The 20,959-nt window shown below is 40.3% G+C and carries 29 protein-coding genes; 28 read left to right on the top strand and 1 reads right to left on the bottom strand.

The genetic code is table 11. The features are described from left to right. The first annotated feature begins 181 nt into the window (after positions 1–181). The 27 genes from GNP95_RS04910 to GNP95_RS04790 all read left to right on the top strand — a co-directional run bounded on the left by GNP95_RS04910 (position 182) and on the right by GNP95_RS04790 (position 18,664). Positions 182–475, top strand: coding sequence for a DUF6809 family protein (locus GNP95_RS04910; RefSeq protein ID WP_155609722.1), 294 nt, complete (start codon positions 182–184; stop codon positions 473–475). Positions 476–547: 72 nt separating this feature from the next. After that, positions 548–1,018 carry an RDD family protein gene (locus GNP95_RS04905; RefSeq protein ID WP_155609721.1) on the top strand — a complete coding sequence of 157 codons (471 nt, stop codon included), beginning with the start codon at positions 548–550 and terminating at the stop codon, positions 1,016–1,018. Between the two features lie 69 nt (positions 1,019–1,087). After that, the gene (locus GNP95_RS04900) at positions 1,088–1,864 is read left to right on the top strand and encodes a DNA and RNA helicase (RefSeq protein ID WP_155609720.1); all 777 of its coding nucleotides are present in this window, start codon (positions 1,088–1,090) and stop codon (positions 1,862–1,864) included. 36 nt (positions 1,865–1,900) lie between these two features. Then, a complete protein-coding gene (locus GNP95_RS04895; RefSeq protein WP_155609719.1) occupies positions 1,901–2,500 on the top strand; it encodes a hypothetical protein in 600 nt (199 codons plus the stop codon). Further along, positions 2,497–3,909, top strand: coding sequence for a phage baseplate assembly protein V (locus GNP95_RS04890; RefSeq protein WP_155609718.1), 1,413 nt, complete (start codon positions 2,497–2,499; stop codon positions 3,907–3,909). The genes GNP95_RS04895 and GNP95_RS04890 overlap by 4 nt, the downstream gene beginning before the upstream one ends. Next, complete coding sequence (locus tag GNP95_RS04885) at positions 3,906–4,535, top strand: hypothetical protein (protein WP_155609717.1); 630 nt, start codon at positions 3,906–3,908, stop codon at positions 4,533–4,535. The genes GNP95_RS04890 and GNP95_RS04885 overlap by 4 nt, the downstream gene beginning before the upstream one ends. 16 nt (positions 4,536–4,551) lie before the next feature. Continuing rightward, positions 4,552–5,076, top strand: a complete 525-nt coding sequence (locus GNP95_RS04880) for an imm11 family protein (RefSeq protein WP_155609716.1) — start codon at positions 4,552–4,554, stop codon at positions 5,074–5,076. 31 nt (positions 5,077–5,107) lie between these two features. Further along, positions 5,108–5,509, top strand: coding sequence for a DUF4280 domain-containing protein (locus GNP95_RS04875; protein ID WP_155609715.1), 402 nt, complete (start codon positions 5,108–5,110; stop codon positions 5,507–5,509). A 79-nt stretch (positions 5,510–5,588) separates the two neighbouring features. Continuing rightward, complete coding sequence (locus GNP95_RS04870) at positions 5,589–7,844, top strand: contractile injection system protein, VgrG/Pvc8 family (protein ID WP_155609714.1); 2,256 nt, start codon at positions 5,589–5,591, stop codon at positions 7,842–7,844. After that, on the top strand, positions 7,804–8,151 hold the full coding sequence (locus tag GNP95_RS04865; RefSeq protein ID WP_155609713.1) for a hypothetical protein: 348 nt from the start codon (positions 7,804–7,806) through the stop codon (positions 8,149–8,151). The genes GNP95_RS04870 and GNP95_RS04865 overlap by 41 nt, the downstream gene beginning before the upstream one ends. A 233-nt stretch (positions 8,152–8,384) precedes the next feature. Next, a complete protein-coding gene (locus tag GNP95_RS04860) occupies positions 8,385–9,173 on the top strand; it encodes an Imm49 family immunity protein (RefSeq protein WP_155609712.1) in 789 nt (262 codons plus the stop codon). A 12-nt stretch (positions 9,174–9,185) separates the two neighbouring features. Then, on the top strand, positions 9,186–9,698 hold the full coding sequence (locus tag GNP95_RS04855; RefSeq protein WP_155609711.1) for a DUF6630 family protein: 513 nt from the start codon (positions 9,186–9,188) through the stop codon (positions 9,696–9,698). A 446-nt stretch (positions 9,699–10,144) separates the two neighbouring features. Then, complete coding sequence (locus tag GNP95_RS04845) at positions 10,145–10,621, top strand: hypothetical protein (protein WP_155609709.1); 477 nt, start codon at positions 10,145–10,147, stop codon at positions 10,619–10,621. Positions 10,622–10,863: 242 nt separating this feature from the next. Continuing rightward, the gene (locus GNP95_RS04840; RefSeq protein ID WP_155609708.1) at positions 10,864–11,373 is read left to right on the top strand and encodes an SUKH-3 domain-containing protein; all 510 of its coding nucleotides are present in this window, start codon (positions 10,864–10,866) and stop codon (positions 11,371–11,373) included. Positions 11,374–11,712: 339 nt separating this feature from the next. Beyond that, a complete protein-coding gene (locus GNP95_RS26385) occupies positions 11,713–11,847 on the top strand; it encodes a hypothetical protein (protein WP_269058927.1) in 135 nt (44 codons plus the stop codon). Next, the gene (locus GNP95_RS25685) at positions 11,820–12,050 is read left to right on the top strand and encodes a hypothetical protein (RefSeq protein ID WP_196427064.1); all 231 of its coding nucleotides are present in this window, start codon (positions 11,820–11,822) and stop codon (positions 12,048–12,050) included. The genes GNP95_RS26385 and GNP95_RS25685 overlap by 28 nt, the downstream gene beginning before the upstream one ends. A gap of 403 nt (positions 12,051–12,453) precedes the next feature. Then, positions 12,454–12,822 (top strand): WG repeat-containing protein, encoded by a 369-nt coding sequence (locus tag GNP95_RS26555; RefSeq protein ID WP_330163288.1) that lies wholly within the window; start codon positions 12,454–12,456, stop codon positions 12,820–12,822. 170 nt (positions 12,823–12,992) lie between these two features. Then, positions 12,993–13,469, top strand: a complete 477-nt coding sequence (locus tag GNP95_RS04830) for a hypothetical protein (RefSeq protein ID WP_155609706.1) — start codon at positions 12,993–12,995, stop codon at positions 13,467–13,469. 384 nt (positions 13,470–13,853) lie between these two features. Continuing rightward, on the top strand, positions 13,854–14,039 hold the full coding sequence (locus GNP95_RS26060) for a hypothetical protein (protein WP_230873660.1): 186 nt from the start codon (positions 13,854–13,856) through the stop codon (positions 14,037–14,039). Next, positions 14,036–14,320, top strand: a complete 285-nt coding sequence (locus GNP95_RS26055; protein WP_230873659.1) for a hypothetical protein — start codon at positions 14,036–14,038, stop codon at positions 14,318–14,320. Before GNP95_RS26060 ends, GNP95_RS26055 begins: the two co-directional genes overlap by 4 nt. A gap of 2 nt (positions 14,321–14,322) precedes the next feature. After that, entirely contained in the window at positions 14,323–15,099 is a 777-nt protein-coding gene (locus GNP95_RS04820) for a DUF4261 domain-containing protein (RefSeq protein WP_230873658.1), read from the top strand. Between the two features lie 445 nt (positions 15,100–15,544). Continuing rightward, a complete protein-coding gene (locus GNP95_RS04815; protein ID WP_155609705.1) occupies positions 15,545–15,745 on the top strand; it encodes a deaminase in 201 nt (66 codons plus the stop codon). A gap of 21 nt (positions 15,746–15,766) precedes the next feature. Then, positions 15,767–16,177: a KH domain-containing protein gene (locus GNP95_RS04810; RefSeq protein WP_155609704.1), complete on the top strand. Its 411-nt coding sequence runs from the start codon at positions 15,767–15,769 to the stop codon at positions 16,175–16,177. A gap of 284 nt (positions 16,178–16,461) precedes the next feature. Next, the gene (locus GNP95_RS04805) at positions 16,462–16,920 is read left to right on the top strand and encodes an SUKH-3 domain-containing protein (RefSeq protein WP_155609703.1); all 459 of its coding nucleotides are present in this window, start codon (positions 16,462–16,464) and stop codon (positions 16,918–16,920) included. Positions 16,921–17,067: 147 nt separating this feature from the next. Next, positions 17,068–17,331 (top strand): toxin-antitoxin system YwqK family antitoxin, encoded by a 264-nt coding sequence (locus GNP95_RS04800; RefSeq protein WP_230873657.1) that lies wholly within the window; start codon positions 17,068–17,070, stop codon positions 17,329–17,331. Between the two features lie 130 nt (positions 17,332–17,461). Continuing rightward, positions 17,462–17,800 (top strand): hypothetical protein, encoded by a 339-nt coding sequence (locus GNP95_RS04795; RefSeq protein ID WP_155609702.1) that lies wholly within the window; start codon positions 17,462–17,464, stop codon positions 17,798–17,800. A 207-nt stretch (positions 17,801–18,007) separates the two neighbouring features. Further along, positions 18,008–18,664: a YitT family protein gene (locus GNP95_RS04790; RefSeq protein ID WP_155609701.1), complete on the top strand. Its 657-nt coding sequence runs from the start codon at positions 18,008–18,010 to the stop codon at positions 18,662–18,664. A gap of 80 nt (positions 18,665–18,744) precedes the next feature. On the opposite strand, the gene GNP95_RS04785 is transcribed toward GNP95_RS04790, so the two are convergent. Continuing rightward, positions 18,745–19,443, bottom strand: coding sequence for a 2-phosphosulfolactate phosphatase (locus GNP95_RS04785; protein WP_155609700.1), 699 nt, complete (start codon positions 19,441–19,443; stop codon positions 18,745–18,747). A 186-nt stretch (positions 19,444–19,629) separates the two neighbouring features. Here GNP95_RS04785 and GNP95_RS04780 point away from each other — a divergent pair, with 186 nt between their 5' ends. Further along, on the top strand, positions 19,630–20,925 hold the full coding sequence (locus GNP95_RS04780; RefSeq protein ID WP_155609699.1) for an MFS transporter: 1,296 nt from the start codon (positions 19,630–19,632) through the stop codon (positions 20,923–20,925). The last annotated feature ends 34 nt before the right edge of the window (positions 20,926–20,959 follow it).

Raw genomic sequence — 20,959 nt, 5'->3', positions numbered from 1 at the left:
ACGAAAAACCAGATTGTCAGGCGGAGTATCGGGAAGTTGGATAGTCGTGAGTAAAAAAGAAGCGACGTCTATGGCAAAAGAACTCGCCACTGTCTCAACGCAATTGCCTAAGGGCAGACTGCACATTTAATCTATCATGTATTCTTTCAAGGTATTGAGTCCATACGAAAGGAAGAAAAAAATGAAAAGTATGCTGGAAGCCTTATTTTATGGTGATATCCGCCCGGAAGAGCAGGTCGTTCCAAGAAATCCTGAGTATCGTAGTATAAGCAGAAGACTATCCGAAGCTATGGAATTGTGGAAAGAGAAACTATCTTCCGAAGATTTCAACCAACTTGAAGCAATGCTCGATTTACGCAGTAAATCGGAGTCGATATATGCAACGAATACTTTCATAAATGGGTTTCAACTTGGAACATTAATCATGATGGAGATATATACGGCTAAGGAAGACATTTTACAGGATATAAAGTAATTACAATATTAAAAGTAACGGTGTATCAATAGCTTGTTCCTACTTTGTTTAGTAGGGAACAGGCTTTTTTCCATGAGGAATAATGTGGTGCCTGATGGAGGTGTTCCGCGAGGCCAGGGAGAACTTGGGCATAGTCGAAATGGAGCAGGATTTAACTTACTGGGCTTCGAGAGAGGGCGGCGCAGTATTTGTCGTTTTGCTGAAAAGGGCAGCGCCATATTGTTGCCTTGGTTGTATTATGCGATTTTGGAGTCTTCCAAACTGCAAGGAACTTTTGGGAAAAAGGCGCTTGGCATCATTGTCGTGGATCAAAATTATGAGCGTGTGACGTTTTTGCGGGCTAGCGGAAGATTTTGGAGCCGGATAATCTCGATGTTAACGATCTATGTCGGTTATATCATGGCTGCCTTTACCCAGAGGAAGCAGGCTCTTCACGATATTATTGCAAAAACCTATGTCGTTGATAAAAAAGTACTTGAGCTGAGCAAAGGGAATCCTGAACTGTACTTGAACGGCGTTCATATGCAGGGGCAGCAAGCTTGATAGGTCATCTGCTCAAGAACATAACCGGGTGAGTCGTACAAACGTCACAGCCGGAAGGAGGGGAAGGCAATGTTTAACCATATCGTACCGAAGTTTGAGAAGGGCCGGATTCTAAAGACAGCGATGCTGGAAAATCTGCGGGATTTCCCCCGCGACTTCGTGGACGTCTACTATCACGAATATACGGATGGCATCATTTCGGGTGCCCATGTTGAGGTCGGCGCAGATTCCCTGATCGTGCATCCCGGCATCGTCAAGCATCAAGGGCGGCTGTATTTGCTGACAGATGCTGTGAGCATCAAGTACCGTGCCACGGGGCGGGAGGCTGCATTAAAGGTTCGTTTCCATGCTGGTGACGAGGACGGCGACTGGCAGACGTTCCGCAGCGAGATCGTGATCGATGAGCAGCTTGAAGCGGATGCCACTGAGCTGGAGCTGTGCCGCTTCAAGCTGAAGGAAGGCGCCCGGCTGCGCCAGGACTATCAGGGCTTCCGGGATCTGGCGACCGAATTTAATACCGTGAATGTTCTGCATGTCCGCTACGCGGCTTACGGCAAAAGCACCTTGTCTCCGGTTATTCTGCGCTCCTTCGCAGAGGAAATGATGCGCAAGGGAAGCGGTGATCCGCAGGACTTCATGTTTACAATGATGTGCATGAACGAGGGAACCCTCGCTCGGGACGTCATTTTGCACTATATGACGAGTCGTCTCGGCATGAGCAGCAGGGAGTACACGAATGTGGAGATCCATAAGTACCTGGGCCGCATTCTGGATGGCGTCCGCGGCAGCGGCGGCGGCAGGCTGGGCATGGCCCCGGGCGGCAGCCAGCGGGTGATTGTGGATTAGGGTTGGATTTACCCCAAAAAAGGAGGAGGAAAAGTGATGTCGTTTATGGATGAGAAGATTACGCAGATCATTAATGAAGCAGAGCAATCGATGGTATCCCGTTCGATTACGGATGGGCCGGTGAAAATTGGGAACCGGTATTATGAATTTACCATGCAGTCTTTCTATGAGGACAAAATCTCTCTCTACCTTCCTGCTGACTTTGAAGAAATGCCTAAGGAGATTCGTTCCATTAAGTATCCCTATGAACAACGGCCTGAAATCATTAGAAGCGATGAGTCGGGCGCCATTAATTTCACTCTCAACCGAATAGATCATGAGTTAAAGGATGAAATGGTAGCGGAACTGTCTGCTGGCATGAAAACGATGATTCAAAAATCAAATCCCTCCCATGTTTTCTATGAAAGCGGGGTAGAGACTGTAAACGAGAAAACGTTTGGATACTTTGAGTTCAAAAATATGGTGATCGACGGTGCCTTGTTTAACATCATGTATTTTCTCGAATTTGAAGGCAAAGTCCTCATGGGAACCTTTTGCTGCCGGTATGAGGATTATCCGGATTGGAGAGATGTGGCGTATCAAGCCATTCGCAGCCTCACTGTCCAGGTTAAAGAAGAGGGAGGGGAACAAGCATGAGCGAGGTCATCTATACGTCCGCAAATATTATAGTTTCGAATTATAAGTTTGAGAGAATTACGGAACTCGTCATTGAAAAACAGGTGAACGAACATGCCAAGCTGAAACTTAGCGGCATTATTTCCGAAGACATGCAGGATAAGTATATTGAACAAGCCAATGCGAGCGATACCATTCGGGTTGCGGTCCAGGATGAGGATAAGGCACTCCCTCTGTTTCACGGTGTAATTACGAATATATCCGTACAAGCTGCGCGTGGTGTAAGAAGCATTGCCATTGAAGCCCATAGCTTATCCATCCTTATGGATATTCGTAAGGAAACTGGATCGATCCAAAACAAAGAGCTATCTTATAAAAGTTTGTTCCATCGAATTATTGCCAGCTACCCTGATTCCGATGTCATTGACGAAGCATCGCAAGGAAACAAGACGGGGGGATTGCTGGTCCAATATCAAGAAACCGACTGGGCGTTTATGAGGAGATTAGCCTCGCATTTTCACGCTCCTCTTATTCCTGTCAGCTCTCAAAACGGTATCAAACTGTATGTCGGATTGCCAGACGCTGATAACCCACAGAAATTAGATGAATACAACTACTCTGTCAATAAAGATTTAAGAGACTATAAGCTGAAGTCCGAGAATGGTGTCAAGGATATTTCAGAGCAAAATAGCATCAGTTACACGGTTACAAGCCACAAGGTGTTTGAGTTGGGCCAGGCGGTTACCTTCCAGAAGCGGACATTGTATGTCAGCCGCGTGGAGACGAAACTAGAGAACGGCATACTGAGCAGCTTGTATGACCTAAAGGATGCCAAAGGGCTGCGCTGCCGAACGGAATATCCTTATGCACTAGCGGGGACGTCGTTATTTGGAACGATTCTTGATGTGGCGAAAGATAAGGTCAGGGTGAAGCTGCATATTGATCAGGATCAGCCTGTGAATGAGGCCATGTGGTTTGCTTATTCCACGGTTTATTCATCCCCGGATGGGAGCGGCTGGTACTGCATGCCAGAAAAAGGGGATGAAGTGCGGCTTTATTTTCCCGATGAACAAGAGAAAAACGCTTTTGCCGCGAGCTCGGTAGATACCGACTCCTCTAATCCTGAGAAACGAAGCGACCCGTCAGTGAAGAGCATCAGTACCAAATATGGCAAAGAAATTGTGTTTAAACCCGGCGCGGTTGAAATTATTGGCGGGGGCCAGTTGCTGATGAAACTTACCGATGATGGGGGGATTGAAATTAACAGCGACAAGAAGATTTCCCTGTCGGCCATGGAAGATATCGAAATTAACGGCGGTGCCAAGATTCTTATCCAAGGGGAGTCAGGCATTGAATTCGTGCAAGGGAATGCTTCGCTTAAAGTGGAGGATGAGGTCACGCTTAGCGGGGGCCGGGTGAATATCGAATGAGTTCTGTCATGAGTCGTGAAGAGGCGTTGGGTCATTTATTGGCACATCATGTGTTTGATCGTTGGCAGGGCGACTTGGATATTATTTCTGATAGCTATATCCAGAATCAAGAGGCTACGATAGCGGAATTTGTGAGTTCTGTGGATGCAGCGTGTAAACAGGCGGCCGAGCTTCAAGAAGCAGGGATGAAGGGAGATATTCAATATATCTATCTCTCTTTACTGCGGACAAGCTTCATGGAGCATAAAGCTAGTTATCGCATCGATATTCATGATGAGCGCTGGTTTCTTGATCCCGTAGAGTGTTTTTCTCACTGGCAGGCCGATTTTATATTTGATCCTTTATTCAAGAGAATGCGGGAGTTGGAAGCTGTAAAAACAAGCTATGCCCGGAAAATCTCAACGATGGATATTGAACGAATCTTGCAAATTGAAGCGATAAGATATCATTTGTTTACTATCGAATTTATGAGAAGTATGATCCCTTCTATTTTAGAATGCGAGGGCTACAACCAGCTGGGCAAGAAACCGAATATTTGCATTCTGGCCGGAGAATACCGGGATCGCAGTGAGCTGCTCTATGGCCAGCCGGAAGCCGAACCGGAAGAAAACACTTCAGAGCAGTGAATGGAGGAGGGATGTCATGGATTACTTTGTGATGCAGCAGGATGAACGCTATTCCGACACGCCAGTCTTACAAAATATTCGGCAAAAAATCGATATTCGGCATATGAATCGCTTACGTTCTCATCAAATTGCAGATACGACGATTTTTCAGGTTAAGGCATCTACCGATACAGAGTACTTGGATCTATTAAGCAATCAGCTCTACCTGTTGTCAGAGAAGCTGAAGAAATTGATCGCTATGTACGAGCCGGATTGTATTTTTAAGCATATTCCTCTGATGGACCAACTCAATAGTAAGCAAAGTCTTTACTTCCTGCCTTTTTTTGAGGAAGTCGAAGCTCTAAGTCCAAGCAGTGAGTTTAATGCGGATCGAAGCGTCATTAAGAAGCTGGTGCTTCAAGGGGAGAAGGTGGCGAAGAAACGTATTTTCCGCGTGCAAGAAAGCGAGCAACCTCTAATCATTGTCCGCTTAGATGTAGCTGAGAGCATACTCCGCCGGGATATGATCGGGGTTAGCTTGAAGAAAGTTCTCGTGGAGTGATGGAACGAAAGCTGGGGAAGGGCGTGAACTGATGGATAAGTATGAGTACGTTGTGCGTGGCGCTAATATTTTTTGCGATTGTGGATCACATTTACGGAAATTGAATTTGCCGAATAGCCACGGGGCCTATGTCAATGGCAAACCGATGATGAACGAATCGGATTCGATTCCCGAAGTAAATATTTCGAATTTTGGAATCTGCAGCAGTCCGGAAAATCAGAGCGGTGAGACGGTTTACCTCATCTCGATGGATGGCCAGGAAATCCAGGGGAAGCCTTGTCTGTTAGCTCTGCTGGCCGGCAGCAAGTGGGAGAAAACTAAAGAACAGGCAAGGGTAGAAGGGAAATCGGCTCTGACGACCGAGTCAGAATTACATTGCTCCTTAGGCGGGGTGATTCGCTTTAACAGCAGTGGCCAGCATGAAGAGGAATAGAATGATATGCCAAATATGAAGAGCATAAGCGGAGGCGACCGGACAGCATGAAAAGTTATGCGATCGGAGGCTAGTGGATATGATAGGTTTTGAAAACATAAGCGTAACATCGCCATATCGAATCAAAGTAGTTCAAGACATTCAAATGGAATGGAAGCCAAATGAGCATGGGCGACTATTCATTCGCGGCCTTGTCGATGATCAGGATCAGGTTAACGCCGTACTCAAAGCGTCTACGGATGACCAGGTTCAGGTGTTTGACGGGGAAACCAAGATCTTTAGCGGACTCATCGCCAACGTACAGACCAAGCATCACAACGGGATTTATAGTATAGAGCTGGAAGCCATTTCCGGCACGAGCCGGCTGGATGCCCAGAAGAGGCGCCGATCCTTCCAGAATAAGAACATGACGTACGGTGAACTCGTCAAAAGCGTGTTGAAAGCTTACGCCGGGTACGATGTGATTCAACTTGTGGGTGAAAACGAACCTATTGGCGAGCCGATCATCCAGTATGACGAGACGGACTGGGAGTTCCTCAAACGGATGGCCAGTCACTTGCAGAGCGTGGTGTTCAGTGATATTTACGAAGCCAAACCACGGATGTACATCGGCGTGCCAAACAGGAACAGCATCCAGCTTCCCGATGATTTGCCGTATACGGCTAGTAAAGATTTACTAGCATATCAAGAGGCCAGGTCAGGAGCTGCCTCGGTGCATCATACCGATTTTTTTACATACGAGGTTCAAAGCGGCACACGTTATGCCATCGGCGACGAGGTTCTGTTCCGAGATAAACCGATGGTGATTAGTGAAATGAAAGCCGTCATGGATCAGGGCCAACTGATCTATAATTACCGCTTATCGAGAAGAGATGGCATACGTCAAAATCAGATACATAACCCAAAGTTAGTCGGCGTCTCGATGAACGGGAAGGTGCTAGATGTCCAAGGTCAGCAGGTCAAGCTGCATTTGGAGATCGACCAGGAGCAGTCGCCCGCATCGGCCTATTGGTTTCCCTTTGCCCCGCCTACGGGCAGTGCCATGTACTCGATGCCTCAGAAGGGAACGAATGCAAGCTTGTACTTCCCGGATGATGCAGGAAGCAAGGCCAAGGTCATCGGCTGTGTTCGGACGAACGGAGAGGATTGCAGCAAAACCGGGGACCCCAACAATCGCTACTTTGGCACAGAGCACGGCAGTGAGCTAGAAATTACGCCGACAGCGATTAATGTGGTGAGTGGTTCCAAAGAGCCGCTCATGATTAGCTTTGATGATGCCGCAGGTGTCATCCTGACAAGCCACCGGAAGCTGACGATGAATGCGGGCGAGGATATTTCTTTGTACACTCCGAAGCGTGTGGTATTCCGGACACCGAACATGATTTTGGCCAAGAAATTAAGCAAGCTGAGCGGATTTACAGTTGAGAGCGAGTATCACCTGCTCGGAAGCCAGGTCAAACTGGACGGTGCCGACCGGACTAGCTATCCGAAGTATAACGATGAGATTGAGACTTATACGCCGAAGGAAGAAGAGGAAAAGAAGTTTAGCTGGGGCAAGCTCTTTAAGAATGTAGTGGCGGGGCTAGCTGTGGTGGCAGCGGTTACTGCGGTAGCGGTGCTGTGTGTGGCCACTTTAGGAGCTGGAGCGGTTGTCATTGGAGCTGTGGCTGCTGGAGCTGCTATAGCAGGAACTGCTGCCGTAGCCAGTATGGCCGTTTCGGATATCATCAGAGGCGAAGTCAGTGATATGAAGGATTACATGCAGTCTGCCTTTAGAGAAACCGTAATAGGAGCCGTTTCGGGAGCTGTTTTCGGTCCGTTTGGAACTATGGCGACCATTGGTGGAAAAATGGCTTTTGGCGCAACAACGAATACATTTGAAAGTATTATGCGCCAGAGTATGGAGGGTAATGGATTTAGCTTCACTACATTACTCATGGACGCAGGAATTGGTGGCATAACCGGTGGATTATTTGATTCCAGAGTTCTAAAAGCTATCGGAAACGCTGGGAAAAAGGGATTCCAGAAAGCAAATGAGCTTGTCCAAAGTGCAGTTGGTGCTTCTACAGCATGGCTTAAACAAGGAGTTAAGAGCGTAGAAGAGGGTTTTAAAGAGAGCCTAAAGGATTTAGCGGCAGCAGGCAGTCAATTTGCTCAAATGTTTAGGATGAGGAACAATCAACCGTTACTGGCAGGTGACGTTTCACTTCCAAATGTCAGCTTCTTTGAGAAGTGGATGCCGGATAAAGTTCCTCAACGGACTGAAGTACAAATTAATTATGACAGGGGGGGTTATGAAGGAACTCGAGGAGGAGGCGGCGAAGAAAGCAGCTAAGGGTGCTGAGGAAGCTATTCCAGAAATACCAAAGAAAAAACCTTATCAAGAACTTAAAGATAGGGCTAGATTAGCTGTAACCAATGCAGAAAAAGGCCAAGTTGGAGAGGACCTTGCAGATTTAGTTATGCAAAGAACTGGTCGGATAAAAGTCCCATCAAAAGTAGGTAGTAATAATGGTTTTGACGGCTTGTATTTCAAATATTCTAAAGAAGGAGGGATTGTTGATATAATCATTAATGAATCCAAGTTTGGTAAAGCTAGACTAGGAAAAACATTAATGGGTAAGCAAATGAGTAATAAGTGAATAGAAGGTAATTTGAAAAAAATGTTGAAGTCAACTGATCCTGAAGTAAGAAAAGCTGCAAAAGTGGTGCAAAGATTTATTGAGGATGGCAATAGGGTTACTAAAACTCTAAACAGAGTAAACTCTAAGGGGATAAATAGATGGCAGAGGTTAGGGACCTTCCCGTGACTCATTCAAATTAACTGTTAGGTCACTACCTTGAAATAGAACATTTAATTTAATGGAGGAAGATTATGACTGCAAAAGAAGGATATATAAAATATTTTCCGGAAATATTTTTGGAGACAGTTGAAGATACTAATGAACGTATACAAAGATATAGAAGTAACGGATTACCAAAAAATGCAGGTTACTACTATGAATTACTTGCAGATGGATTCCAAGATATTGCGATCGGCGAGATTGTATTAAATGCAGACCCCATAAAGTCCAAACAAAACTTTTATTTAGCAGGCAAGATGCAAGAAATATTATATCGAAAATATGATAATCATCAGAATGATATATCCAGTGACTATGTTACAACTGATAAGTATACAAGATTGTTTATGGGATTAATTAGTGACAATGAAGAATTAGTACATTCTTTAGCAACTCTGTTTGGTGGAAGGACAAAAGAAGAAGAAGAGGATCATGAATTTCATAAATATGTTGGATATACTGTCAAATACCTAATTCTCGGAGAAGAAGACCAGGCAAAAAAATATGTAGATAAATTACAGCAATTAGGAAGTCAAAGATTTATGAAATTATATCTTGGTTACTTGCAAGTATTGAAAGGCATACTTGAAAATAATAAAACCGAGGTAAATGAAGGATTAAATTATATGATAGAGTGTCATAAAAGATTAAAAGATGATTATGGTGATACACCGCAGGAATTATTGAGCATTCCTGTACTTGGCTTAGCTAAATTAGCCATTCGACAAGGAATAGATGTAATTTTAGATAACGCTTTAGCACCGAAGGATTTATTAAAAAAACATCAGATAACATACCCTTTTATTGACTTTGTAGATTAGAAGGGAGAGAAAATGAATAAATTAGCTCTTTTAAACCTTAGTAAGAGGTTATCAAATAACTCTGATCATGTTGTTCAAAAAGTTAAAATGGCCATTGAATATCCCGATTTATTTACTGAGAAATATAGTGAAAGTCTTGCAGAAAGAAACATTGATTTTAATTTTTCAACTGAAGAGTTACCGTGGATAGCGCTAGTTGATGAATTAATTGAAAATGGATTTGCATATGAGATTGACTGGAAAGAATCCCCACAAGACATATGTTCAGTAGTTGATACATTACTTGAGAATAAAAATTACCGAATGTTAGATTGGACCTGGTTACAAGATATTGAAGATATGCCAACAGAATTATTCTTGGACGAGATTTCAAAGAGGCTACATAGGCTACTATTGACCTTAGGATATTTAGACATTGATAGTGACTCATATGTATTAATAATTGTGACATTAGACGAGATGGAAAGTATCAAAAGTTTAGCTTCAGAAGCGGGTTTTACAATATTAGATAATTTCAAGAATTAAATCAAATTAATTTCAAGCTCGTTTCTAAGTTGTTAGATTCGAGCTTCTTTTAATTTAAGATTGTCAAGCTAAGTGCGATAACTTCATTAGCAATTTCCGTTCACACTCATTTAGAGATTACAATAAATTTTTTAGCAGTATCTAAATCAGGATGCAGCATTTAAAAGTGTAATTCCTAGTAAAAAAGGATTGGCAATTAAATTAGAAGGAAATGCTTTTAAAGATGTAGGAACCCCGCATTTTAATGCTCATAAATCATTACTCATGGACGCGCAGGGAAAAAAGGATTCCAGAAAGCAAATGAGTTTGTCCAAAGTGCAGTTGGTGCTTCTACAGCATGGCTAAAAAAAGGAGTTAAGAGCGTAGAAGAAGGCTTTAAAGAGAGCCTAAAGGATTTAGCGGCAGTAGGCAGTCAATTTGCCCAAATGTTCAGGGGAAGAGAACTATTGACAGCAAATGGTGCACCGATTCCAAATGTTAATTTCTTTGAGAAATGGATGCCCGATAAAGTTCCTCAACGGACTGAAGTACAGATTAATTATGACAAGGTTATGAAGGAACTCGAGGAGGAGGCGGCGAAGAAAGCAGCTAAGGGTGCTGATCCTACGGGAATAGGGAGTAATGTTAGCAGATTACAACTAATAGAGGACTCTAAAAATTTTGCTAGGGAGGAGTTAGAAAAGCATGTTAAGTTCCTTAAGGATGGTGGAATCAAAAAACCTTTAGATGATAATGGATTTGGTGGCGGAAAATATAAACCGGACGTGATTAGCGCCGGAGTAGATATAACGACTGTTGGAGGTAAAAATCCTAAGATATCATTTGGTTATAATGGAGCTAGGGAAGGACAATTTAATCCTAGTGTAATGGAACTGCATCCTGATTTAAAAAAAGTTTGCGCAAGAAACAAGAAAGAAAGCTAGAAATGATCCAAATAACCCGTACAGAGACAATGAAAGTTTTGAATTGTGGCATGTTGAAAACTGTGCTGAAATTCAAGCGGTCAATCAACTTTTATGGTCAGGTTCAAAAATAGAAAATATTTTAATAAGTACGGTTAATGGTAAGGGGGCATATAAACCTCCTTGTAAAAACTGTCAAAGAACTTTTTTTGATTTTATTAATGATTTTCGCGAATAACATTTTAAAGGAGATTACTTAAATTATGAATAATTTATCTACTAAAACGATAGAAATATTGATACAAGCAGGATGGGAACCAAATCATAAAATTGACTTAAACAAGACAGTAAAGTTTTTAGAAGCAATGGGGTATCAAGTATTTGATTCTGTAATTGATGCATTAAGTCATTTTGGAGGGAAGGAATATAAATTCAATCATCCAGATGGTAGCTTAGAAACATTTCACTTTATTCCTGAAGAGGCGGTAGGGGATTACTATGAAAAAGAAGATTTTGTAGAATTTGAGGCGCGAGTGAAAGAGCCGCTTATTGTAGTCGGAGAGGCATACCGGGGTAATTTAATAATGTTTATTTCGAAATCAGGCAAGGTATTTGGAAAAAATGGATATTCTTTATATAAATTTGGAGATGATATTTATGAGGCACTAGATACTCTTTGTTTATTTAAAAAAACCGGAAGAAATCGATTAAATAGCGAAGCAATCCTGCTATATGAAGGAGTTAATAAACTAGTTAGTGAGGATTTTCAATAAGTTTGTGTAACTAACTGCGACTCTAGCAACAGTAAACCCCCAGAGGCTTATTCCAATTTGATCCAATAATAGGAATGGCCTCTGGGGGTTTAAGTATAGAAAGAATGGTACTAAGTTTGGGGTGAGACCAACATGCGGAGAGTATACAAAGGCACTGTACAACTCATTACAGGAAGCAGGGCTGTCAAAAATAGATGCCTTTAATGTTACTAAAGAAGAAATAAAACAACGGAGGGCTTATGGTTTAACAGCGGATATGCCAGTACCAAGGATACCAAGACCGATTAATAGTTTGAAAAAATATTTATTTAAATTGATTCCGTGAGGGAGGTAAAAAATTTGCTTATTGAGCAAGAAATTATTGATAGGATTGAAAATATAAACTGGTTTGTTAATTGTGGCACTCCTATTCATAACAGTAATATTGAAGTTGTCTATGAATCGAATTGGAAAAAGCAGCAAGGCATTCATTAGGTAGGTATTGGGATGAAATAACGAACGAAGCAAAAAATGATTTAACAGAATATTTATGTCTTAACATTCCGGACAAATATAAAAAATGGAATAAGTATACAAATGAAGGCAGGGAAATCATCGAACAGATCGTTGTGCCAAAAGTAAAAGAATATTTAATAAAGCATGAGGTAACACTTGATATTTTAAATACTGTTAAGTAGGATATTTTAATTGGAATAATGGAGTATACTTATCGTATAAAGAGAGAACCAAAATTTTATATGAATTTACTTCAAGTATATGAATCTGGTAATTTTCCATGTGGATGGAAAGGAAGTTGGCCTAATGGAAAATTGATTGTAAATTAAAAAAATTCGAGAATGAGGTCTGATTATGTCCAATTTTTATGAGTTGAGCGAAGAAGATAAACAAATAATTGAAGATACAAAAGAAGTAAAGTTGCAGAGTATCTCTTTCGAAAACAATTCCATTTATGATACCAAAACAAAAAGTTGCGAGTATTTGCCGCTCAAGCTCAGTTGTATCATCAAACGGCTTATTAAGTAACATAAATATTTCAGAAGTAATTAAGGAGCATCTTTAGATGGAGAAAATTATGGTTTTATAGATATGTCAGGTGAATTTGTAATTCCTCCGAAGTATTATCAAGTCAAGGAATTCAGTGAAGGTCTAGCTGGAACACGAAAGAAAAAAGGAGGAAAGTGGGGTTACGTGGATAGCTCAGGAAAAGAAGTAATTAAATATAAGTATCAAAGCGTTTGGGTTTTCGAAAATGGCGTAGCTCCCTTTGAAAATAAGGATAAGTACGGGTATATGAATAAGGAAGGAAATCACATATGGAATAATGTATTTTCAACTGCAAGTGAGTTTAAAAATGGTCTTGGACTTGTAACCTATAATGGGGAATGGGGTTATGTTGATGGCCAAGGAAATTGGGTATATAAACTCAAAAATTTTAATCTTTTGCATTGAGAGGAACTTATGTCTATGAAAACAAGGATAATTATACTCTACTTAGGAGGAGTTCAGTACTGTAAACAGTAGTATAAACACTAAAATACTAATTTTTTCGGAATGTCTAGTTCAGATATTCCGATTTTTATTGTGAATGATGAATTCGAAGGAGAAGCTTCTTAAAGTAAATGAATGAAAAATTAAGATCAGTAATAAAAAGAGTAAAGGTAAAATTGGCAGTTGAACCTGATAGTATCATTTTTGGTGAATTAAATGAAGGTAACCCTGAAATACAACTAGACTCTGATTATTATAAGCAATATATGGAGTTTTTAAAAGAAGTTAATGGTGGACGCTGTGGAGCAGTTGACTTATGGTCATTTGATGAACTATACATGCATCAATCTCGTGTTACTGATTATTTAGGTGGAACAGACAGATGGTTAGAAGTTGGACAAGTATTATATGAACCATTAGTAATTGAGAAGTCTTCTGGACAAGTGTATTATTTCTATCAAGGTTATTCTGATAGACTTGGACAAACATTAGGGGACTATGACTATTTTCTACTTAATTATGTTTTTGGAAGGAAATACGAGGAACTGGTGCCAGATGCTCATTTAGAAGAGTGGTATCAATTTATCAAGGGATTAGGCTTGGCATAGCTTGAATTTTGAATGAGTGTTAACCATAAATTAACACATTGTAATATATAGTAAGTGGTTAGGTTTGATTTCATATATTGCATAATCTACTAAAGGCTTGTTTCTATCGGATGTTTAGGTAGCAACAAGCCCTTTATTATTTTTTTGCATTGAGGCAGTCCTCTAACTATAATTGGGGGAATTGAGAATTGATGGTGAATAAGGGGGGCGTTTCGTAAAAGAGAATGAAAAAAAGGGTTTCTTTAATATCTATAGGGAATTGTATGCAGAATGAGCGTGAATGAAATATTGGGACAAATATCAATGTTTATAGTGATGTAAATTTTAAGAAGAAATTTCTGAAAAATACCAAAGGGATTGTGGTAGAAATAAAGGGGGGTCAATATGCCGTTTGAGCAACAAATTAATACTTTATATCAAATGCGGTTTTTAAATAATGAAGGTGATGACATTGATGTATTTACTAGCTTGCTTAACGAATTAGCGTACAACGGTGGAAATAATGTTATTCTGGATTTGTGCTCTATTTTCGAGGATGATATAGAAGAGTCCTCGCGGCTGATGACATGATTGAAACTATTTTTTACATTGCAAACCGAAATGGCTTAGAAGAAGGAATGTATGTTTTAGCGCAAGGTATAACAAGAATGTTGCCTCAAGCTAAAAGTTGGGCTAAAACTCTTCTTAAAACCTTGCTGAATAGCGAGGAATTTATAAGCCCGTTTACTGATGCTTTAGGGAAAGTTGATAATAACACAAAACAAACTATCATTAATATTTTAATTGAAATTAAAAAAGGATTTTCTAAGTATAACGAGAAAATAAATAAAATTCTAGATCAAATTAGTTAACCATGATTAGATATAAAAATGGTGGTGATAATATGGAAATTATTCCAAAGATTATATTAGCTATTCCTGGAGTATGGGAGGATAGGAATGCTTTCAAGGATGCAATGGCTAGAAGTGGTAATGGTTATATATATTTGGGGAATCATATTGGATACTTAGAAAAACCTGACCAATTCTACGAAGTAAATATAAGTGAACATAATCCTTATATCGCTGAGGCCATTGAAATTGGTGGGCATGGCTTATTCAGCAAAGAAGATGTAGAGCAGCTAAGAAAACATAGGAGTATCATATACCTTATTATAGAGGGGGGGACTTTAGAGAAAGTTATAAACGTTATGGAAGTTGCAAGTGCTATTCTTAATGCTGGTGGCATTGCGGTGAATGTTGAATCTTCGGGAAGGGCACGAACGAAGAAAGATTGGCTAGAAATTACTAAAAGTAAGGATATTACCAGGTTATTTTCAGCCTTTATCCAAATGTCTCAAGAAAATGAAGTTTATTATACGACTGGTATGCATTGTTTTGGATTGCGTGATGTGAAAACAGCTTCAGAAGGCATAACAGCAAGGGATGTTGCTACCCTTTTTAGAATATTCTGTTTATATAATCTTGATGAAAAGCCACAGATTAATGATGGGGAAACTTTTAGTCTAGATCCAAGCTCTCCAATTTATCTACTAAAACAAGAAGAATGTACTATGTTCGATGAAGAAGATCCTTATTTTAATCCATATGGAGTATGGAATATGATCCGTCATCATTCTATTGGAAGATAAACTACGCATATTTTATGGATCATTTCTGTAAAGAGCTAGATTTGTTCATAATTATATTAAAATGATTGTGCTGTTCTGAATATCCATTTTACGATTTTAGCAATGGGGATTGAACATTAAGAACACCAAATGAAATATATTATAAACTTAAAAAAAGCTCATTCCAACAGGGTCGGAATGAGCTTTTTTACATACACAAAATAAAACGAAAAAATAAACTAATGACAGAAAGTGATGTGAGGGGGATTGTATAAACTGTAACCAGACTGAGTTAAGGTCTCAGCGGACTCGGTATATCCTATAAAGAGACGCTTATTCTTCCATCCATATCAGCTAATTCATGAATGTGTATATTCAATGCTCTGTCCTAGGGTGCTGATATCAATTCTGTCCGTCGTTCCTCTTGCTCAAGTGTTTGCGGTGAGGCAGCCGGCACTGGTGGGAAATGGCAGAGTCATATGCCTTGATTGGGGCATATGAAAAAATGGGTGTACTCCCAAAACGAATGACAAGGTACGTTGACCGAAAAACTTGTAATATGTGCAGAGGTGAAATGCCAGCTTTATTGAAACATTTGGATATTGAAGAGCTTGAAGTCTTTAGTGGAGAAAGTACGGTACCAATAATACTAAAAGCTGTTGAGTAATTAGAAGGAGATTTAATAAAAATGACCTTAATAATATATAATGGCCCAATTGGGGATCCAATTAAGAATCCGAGTAATAAATTTCTAAAAAAAATTATCTTAGAAACTTCCGCGGAATATTGGTTACAGGGTAGCGGAGATTCCTGCCTAGAAGTAGAAGGATTGGATGAACGATTGATATTCTTCTATGATGAGCCCTATGGCTTTTTTATCATGCGACACCCTGACTATCTTGCACCGTATGATGAGAGTAAAGAACTTAAGGTTGTTGAACATTTGGTAGGTGGCGAACCAATGAAGGTTCCTAGTTGTTGTTATGTTTCAAGAATCGAAGCTTATAATATTCTACTTCAGTTTGTTGTAGAAAAGGAGATTCCAGGTGATGTTAGATGGGTTGATATCTATGATTTAGAATTTGATCATGGCTATTAAGCTTATTTTCATAGAGTACCTCATAAAAGAATTGAACTGATTGGATAAGGAAATTCTTTTGAAGTAACATAATGAAAAAGCTTTATACTAGGAAAATTTTAAATTAAAACTTTTAATACTTCTTGGTGCTAATTTAACGAAGACGTTATATAGTGATAGTTGGTGAATCAGCTATCACCTTTTAATATTATTTCTTAGGGAAAGGGAGGATGGTGAAGGGGATTTAGAGCTCACTATTCTAGTGGAAGGAAAATGTATGAAGATAGTTTTTGAATCTCCTAAGAATGATAATGGAAGATAAGGTGCTAAAATTACTTCAAAAAGCAGGCTGGTTGGAAGGGCGAGTAGTAGATGTTATCCAATATACAGAATTTCTAGATGACGATGGATATTTTGTCTTTGGCAGTGCGATTAATTTTCTAAAAGAATATGGTGGCTTGATAATCGAGTTTGAAAATCCTAAAAGATTAGGTAGTTATTTAAAATTGATTATAGATCCAATTGAAGCTTCAAGCTCAATTTTTCGGGAATTATCGAAAAGATATGAGCGATATTGTAATGAGCCATTTGTTATAGTAGGAGAAATACCCCTGATGGATATGACTTGGTACATTTCTTTATCTGGACTGTTTTACGGTGGAAATGATGACTATCTTATCTGCCTAGGGGATGATTTCTATCAGGCACTAAACAATATAATAACTGGTGCGGTGCTGGATGTTAATACTGTTGAAGATGAATAGGAGATAAACTTATGCTGGTTAGCACCAATAATTTGCTCTAACAATGCTATGAAGATATTTCGTCATACGTTAGAGCAGCGCATGGAATTAGCTGCTTTAATAGTTATAGCTCTAAAATACGATCCTAATATCGGAGGTACCTAAAGTTTGGAAGACAAAATACTGAACAAAGATTATGTTCTAGAAAATGGTAGTCGGTTCGATGATACATTCGGCTATGGAGGGGACGAATATGATTCTTTTATAGTGCAATATGATCAAGAGGGTAACGAACATTTATTTACCGGAATAATCTATGATTGTTATGAGAATGGTGATTTAGCAAGTTACTACGTAGTAAAAGACGGCATTAAACATGGGGATATGGTGCAATATTATCCGAATGGACAAGTCAAAGAAATTAAGTATTAAAAAATATGACGAGCAGGGAAATCTGGTAGAAGAAAGGTAAGAAGCCACCTGATAAATTCTTAAAATAAGCTTGGTGGTTGATTTCATTAATTGATAGTTATTTGCAGTACAGAAAAAAGAGGTGAGTACATTGAAAAAAGCAATAACAATGAGTTTAATTTTTGTTTCTATTATTCTGTCAGGATGTAATTCAAAAAAATTAAGCGATGCTGAATTTACTAACCTTACACCAGCCGAAATTAAAATGGGTAACTTTACTTATCTAATGACTGATGAAGTTTTAACTACAGACGAGGTTGAAGAACAAATAGGAAAGGTTACACAAATTCAAGAAATGGTTTCTTATTCAGAGGACCAGAACCCATATAAAAATCCGAGTGAAATTTTTAAGGTAAAGGATACAAGTGTCGAAAAGGCTATTGCAATTCAAGTTAATGACAAACTATATATTGCAAATATTGATAAATAGGTTTTTTCTCCACGTTTCTTGGCTTTCCTGTGAGTAATTTCCCTACCTTTCATAGACTCACGCCTGCATTACCCGTTTTCGCCTCATTTTCAATTGAAGACATCGTTCTTTTTAACGATTTCTCGGTCTCCCCTTTCAGTGACAAGCATACAATAAGAAAACAGGACTGGCTTGTCACTCCAATCCATGAAGGATGATTGATTCTATATGAACTTGCCGCTCATCCCCAATCGAAATAAGACACTCTTCTATCGCCGTGTTATTAAGAAATTTTCCCTGATCACCGTCGGCTCTGTCATGCAGGGTTTCGCTATGGCTATGTTTCTGTTTCCTCATGCCATTCCCTCCGGTGGAGGGGCAGGAATCGCTGTTCTTTTGAATCATGCGTTCGGTTTGCCCATGGGCTTCGGGTTATGGTTTGCTAATACTATTTTTCTTGTGTTCACGGTCAATTATTTGGGCAGGATCAGCGCGTTTGGAACCGTGTTTGTCATCACGGTAACGTCCGTATCCGTCAATTTCTTCGAGGTGTTCGTTGATCCTCCTTTTTCGAATGTATGGATCGATTTGTTGTTCGATTCGGTCATTCTCGGAACCGCCATCGCTATCTTAATCAAGCAGCGGGTATCCAACGGAGGAATCGGTTATGTAGCTTTGGCGATCTACAAATACAAAAGAATCAATCCCGGCACTTCGTTGTTCTGGATGAACGGATTTATATTTGCCCTCACTGCATATGTCATTGATTGGAAAATTATTATTCTTGCCGTTGTGTGCCAGTGGCTGTCTACCCGGATTATCAACTGGTTCCATCAGTTCCCCGGTTTGAAATCGGTTTTTTATCCTGCCTGGCGTAAAAAGTGATTCCCTCCGTATGGACTATTCGGAAGACAAGAAAACCAGCCTTCAAGTCGGCTGGTTTTTCAAGTTCATTCATGATTTAATTACTGCACCTGTACCTTCTCAATAAGCGGAAGATCGTCCTTATAATTCACTTTCATAACAAATTCAGCGGACAGCTCTCGGGTGCAAAGCGCAATGTCCTCCTGTAAGAAGTCCGGTTTCGCGGGGTCGTAAAATTTCTTGGCCGCTTCGGACTTTCGAATTCGCTCGATCGTTTCATCAGCCGATATACGGTTCGAATTCTGTAAGATCCCCGATACATATTGCGCGCATGCCAGGTCATCATCCCCGGATGGGTGTGAAGCAATTAAATGAATGGATATGGCGGTGTCTTCTCTCAATAATTTATTCCGTATAAACTCCGCTGTCGTCCTTGCATTAGTGAAACCCGTAACAAATATATGGTCTGCATTTAATGAGTTTAAGGTTGCTTTTACTCCGTTGGTTGTCTTCTGAATGAGGAATTTCCCCCTTAGATCTGCATTTTGCAAACGTACGGGCGAATTATCCAGATCAAACCCCGCAATCGGAAGACCCTGGATCTCTCCCGCTAAAATAAACTCCGGGAATTGCCTTTTTAAACGAAAAGCATCATCTAAAGTTCCCGCCAGAATGATTCCCTGTACCCCCTTAATAAAAGCATAATGCGCTACAGTAAAAGCTCGGATGACATCAATGATGACATTAATTCTTGAAGCTCCGAGTGTATGGTTGTGCCCCTGTATAATCTTTATAGTCATTTAACATCCCTTTCAGCCAGCATAATGCGAGGTTTTATAACAGTATATTGGCCTAATTGAAAGTGGTGCTTCTCCCCGGTACATAAGAAATTTTAAGTATATCCGTTTCTAAGCTCATAAGAAGAATACTTATTTTGCTATATGCAAATAATAACCGAACAATCCAGGTCAGGGGAGCTATCACAAATGGAAAAAACAAAATCGCGAAAGCTGAATATAAGCTTCCAGAGCGACATAGAACTTGCGGAACCTACGAAATCAAAGGACACGTCGACAAAATCAGATAACGGCTCAAAAGGACGCATCTGGGAGTTTATTGCTCTTGCCACGATCCCTATCGTGCTCGTCTTCGGCAATTCCATGCTGGTACCGGTTCTCCCCGTAATGCAAAGAGAGCTTGGAATCAGTAAATTCCAGAGCAGTTTAATCATATCTATTTTTTCTTTGGCTGCAGGAGTTTTCATTCCGGTGATCGGCTATCTGTCCGATCGTTTTGGCCGAAAGGTCATTATTGTGCCCGCCCTGATCATTTATGGGGGAGCCGGAATCTTGGCCGGGTTTGGTGCCATCTGGGACTCCTACGCGGTTATTATTGCCGCCAGAGCGATTCAGGGTCTTGCTGCGGCAGGAACGGCACCGATTGCTATGGCGCTCGTAGGCGATTTATACGATGGGGGGACGGAGAGAAAGGCACTTGGCTTGATCGAGGCATCCAACGGGACGGGAAAAGTTCTTAGTCCGATCATCGGTTCCCTGCTTGTTTTGATCGTCTGGTACGCCTCATTTTTCGCCTTTCCTGTATTTTGCGCTTTGTCCCTGTTAGCAGTGATCTTTCTGATCAAAGAACCGAAACAGAACGAAAAGAACGAATTATCGAAATACATTAAAAAAATTGGACAAATATTCAGGGAAAAAGGGAAATGGCTCATCACTGCATTCTTCGCAGGCTCGTTAGGACTTTTCATATTATTTGGAGTGCTTTTTTATTTGTCCAACATTCTTGAGGAGAAGCCTTATAATATTGATGGAGTCATGAAAGGTTTGGTACTGGCCATTCCCTTATTAGGTATGGTCATTACTTCATATACCACGGGAAGCCTGATTAAAAAAAATGGCAAATTAATGCGATGGCTTATGAATATCGGATTGGTTGCCATGACGCTTTCTCTTGCTGCCACCTTGTTCTTTTTAAAAAATATATATGTATTTATCGGGTTGCTAACGGTTAGCAGCATTGGAACCGGCCTGCTCCTCCCCTGCTTAAATACGATGATCACCGGTGCGATTCAGAAAAGTGAACGGGGGATGATTACGTCCCTATATAACAGCTTGCGATTTTTGGGAGTGGCGGCGGGCCCCCCATTATTCGGCTGGATGATGGATAAGTCCGATAGCCTGGTTTTTATAACGGTTTCCATACTATCGCTTGGAACCCTTTGTTTTGTATTTTTTCTAATCAAACCCCCTCCTCAAATTGACTAAATAGCTCTTATAAATTTCAAAGCTATGGGCACAT

Origin of the sequence: Paenibacillus woosongensis (assembly GCF_009725165.1) — a bacterium.
Lineage (GTDB): Bacteria > Bacillota > Bacilli > Paenibacillales > Paenibacillaceae > Fontibacillus > Fontibacillus woosongensis.
The sequence above is the reverse complement of the archived record's forward strand: the minus strand, read 5'-3'. Positions and strand labels throughout refer to the sequence as shown.

Excerpts from the sequence above, each read along its gene's own strand:
- GNP95_RS04910 (WP_155609722.1), top strand. The coding sequence starts at position 182 with ATGAAAAGTATGCTGGAAGCCTTATTTTATGGTGATATCCGCCCGGAA.
- GNP95_RS04905 (WP_155609721.1), top strand. The coding sequence starts at position 548 with ATGAGGAATAATGTGGTGCCTGATGGAGGTGTTCCGCGAGGCCAGGGA.
- GNP95_RS04900 (WP_155609720.1), top strand. The coding sequence starts at position 1,088 with ATGTTTAACCATATCGTACCGAAGTTTGAGAAGGGCCGGATTCTAAAG.
- GNP95_RS04895 (WP_155609719.1), top strand. The coding sequence starts at position 1,901 with ATGTCGTTTATGGATGAGAAGATTACGCAGATCATTAATGAAGCAGAG.
- GNP95_RS04890 (WP_155609718.1), top strand. The coding sequence starts at position 2,497 with ATGAGCGAGGTCATCTATACGTCCGCAAATATTATAGTTTCGAATTAT.
- GNP95_RS04885 (WP_155609717.1), top strand. The coding sequence starts at position 3,906 with ATGAGTTCTGTCATGAGTCGTGAAGAGGCGTTGGGTCATTTATTGGCA.
- GNP95_RS04880 (WP_155609716.1), top strand. The coding sequence starts at position 4,552 with ATGGATTACTTTGTGATGCAGCAGGATGAACGCTATTCCGACACGCCA.
- GNP95_RS04875 (WP_155609715.1), top strand. The coding sequence starts at position 5,108 with ATGGATAAGTATGAGTACGTTGTGCGTGGCGCTAATATTTTTTGCGAT.
- GNP95_RS04870 (WP_155609714.1), top strand. The coding sequence starts at position 5,589 with ATGATAGGTTTTGAAAACATAAGCGTAACATCGCCATATCGAATCAAA.
- GNP95_RS04865 (WP_155609713.1), top strand. The coding sequence starts at position 7,804 with ATGAAGGAACTCGAGGAGGAGGCGGCGAAGAAAGCAGCTAAGGGTGCT.
- GNP95_RS04860 (WP_155609712.1), top strand. The coding sequence starts at position 8,385 with ATGACTGCAAAAGAAGGATATATAAAATATTTTCCGGAAATATTTTTG.
- GNP95_RS04855 (WP_155609711.1), top strand. The coding sequence starts at position 9,186 with ATGAATAAATTAGCTCTTTTAAACCTTAGTAAGAGGTTATCAAATAAC.
- GNP95_RS04840 (WP_155609708.1), top strand. The coding sequence starts at position 10,864 with ATGAATAATTTATCTACTAAAACGATAGAAATATTGATACAAGCAGGA.
- GNP95_RS04830 (WP_155609706.1), top strand. The coding sequence starts at position 12,993 with ATGAATGAAAAATTAAGATCAGTAATAAAAAGAGTAAAGGTAAAATTG.
- GNP95_RS26060 (WP_230873660.1), top strand. The coding sequence starts at position 13,854 with ATGCCGTTTGAGCAACAAATTAATACTTTATATCAAATGCGGTTTTTA.
- GNP95_RS26055 (WP_230873659.1), top strand. The coding sequence starts at position 14,036 with ATGATTGAAACTATTTTTTACATTGCAAACCGAAATGGCTTAGAAGAA.
- GNP95_RS04820 (WP_230873658.1), top strand. The coding sequence starts at position 14,323 with ATGATTAGATATAAAAATGGTGGTGATAATATGGAAATTATTCCAAAG.
- GNP95_RS04815 (WP_155609705.1), top strand. The coding sequence starts at position 15,545 with ATGGCAGAGTCATATGCCTTGATTGGGGCATATGAAAAAATGGGTGTA.
- GNP95_RS04810 (WP_155609704.1), top strand. The coding sequence starts at position 15,767 with ATGACCTTAATAATATATAATGGCCCAATTGGGGATCCAATTAAGAAT.
- GNP95_RS04805 (WP_155609703.1), top strand. The coding sequence starts at position 16,462 with ATGATAATGGAAGATAAGGTGCTAAAATTACTTCAAAAAGCAGGCTGG.
- GNP95_RS04790 (WP_155609701.1), top strand. The coding sequence starts at position 18,008 with ATGAACTTGCCGCTCATCCCCAATCGAAATAAGACACTCTTCTATCGC.
- GNP95_RS04785 (WP_155609700.1), bottom strand. The coding sequence starts at position 19,443 with ATGACTATAAAGATTATACAGGGGCACAACCATACACTCGGAGCTTCA.
- GNP95_RS04780 (WP_155609699.1), top strand. The coding sequence starts at position 19,630 with ATGGAAAAAACAAAATCGCGAAAGCTGAATATAAGCTTCCAGAGCGAC.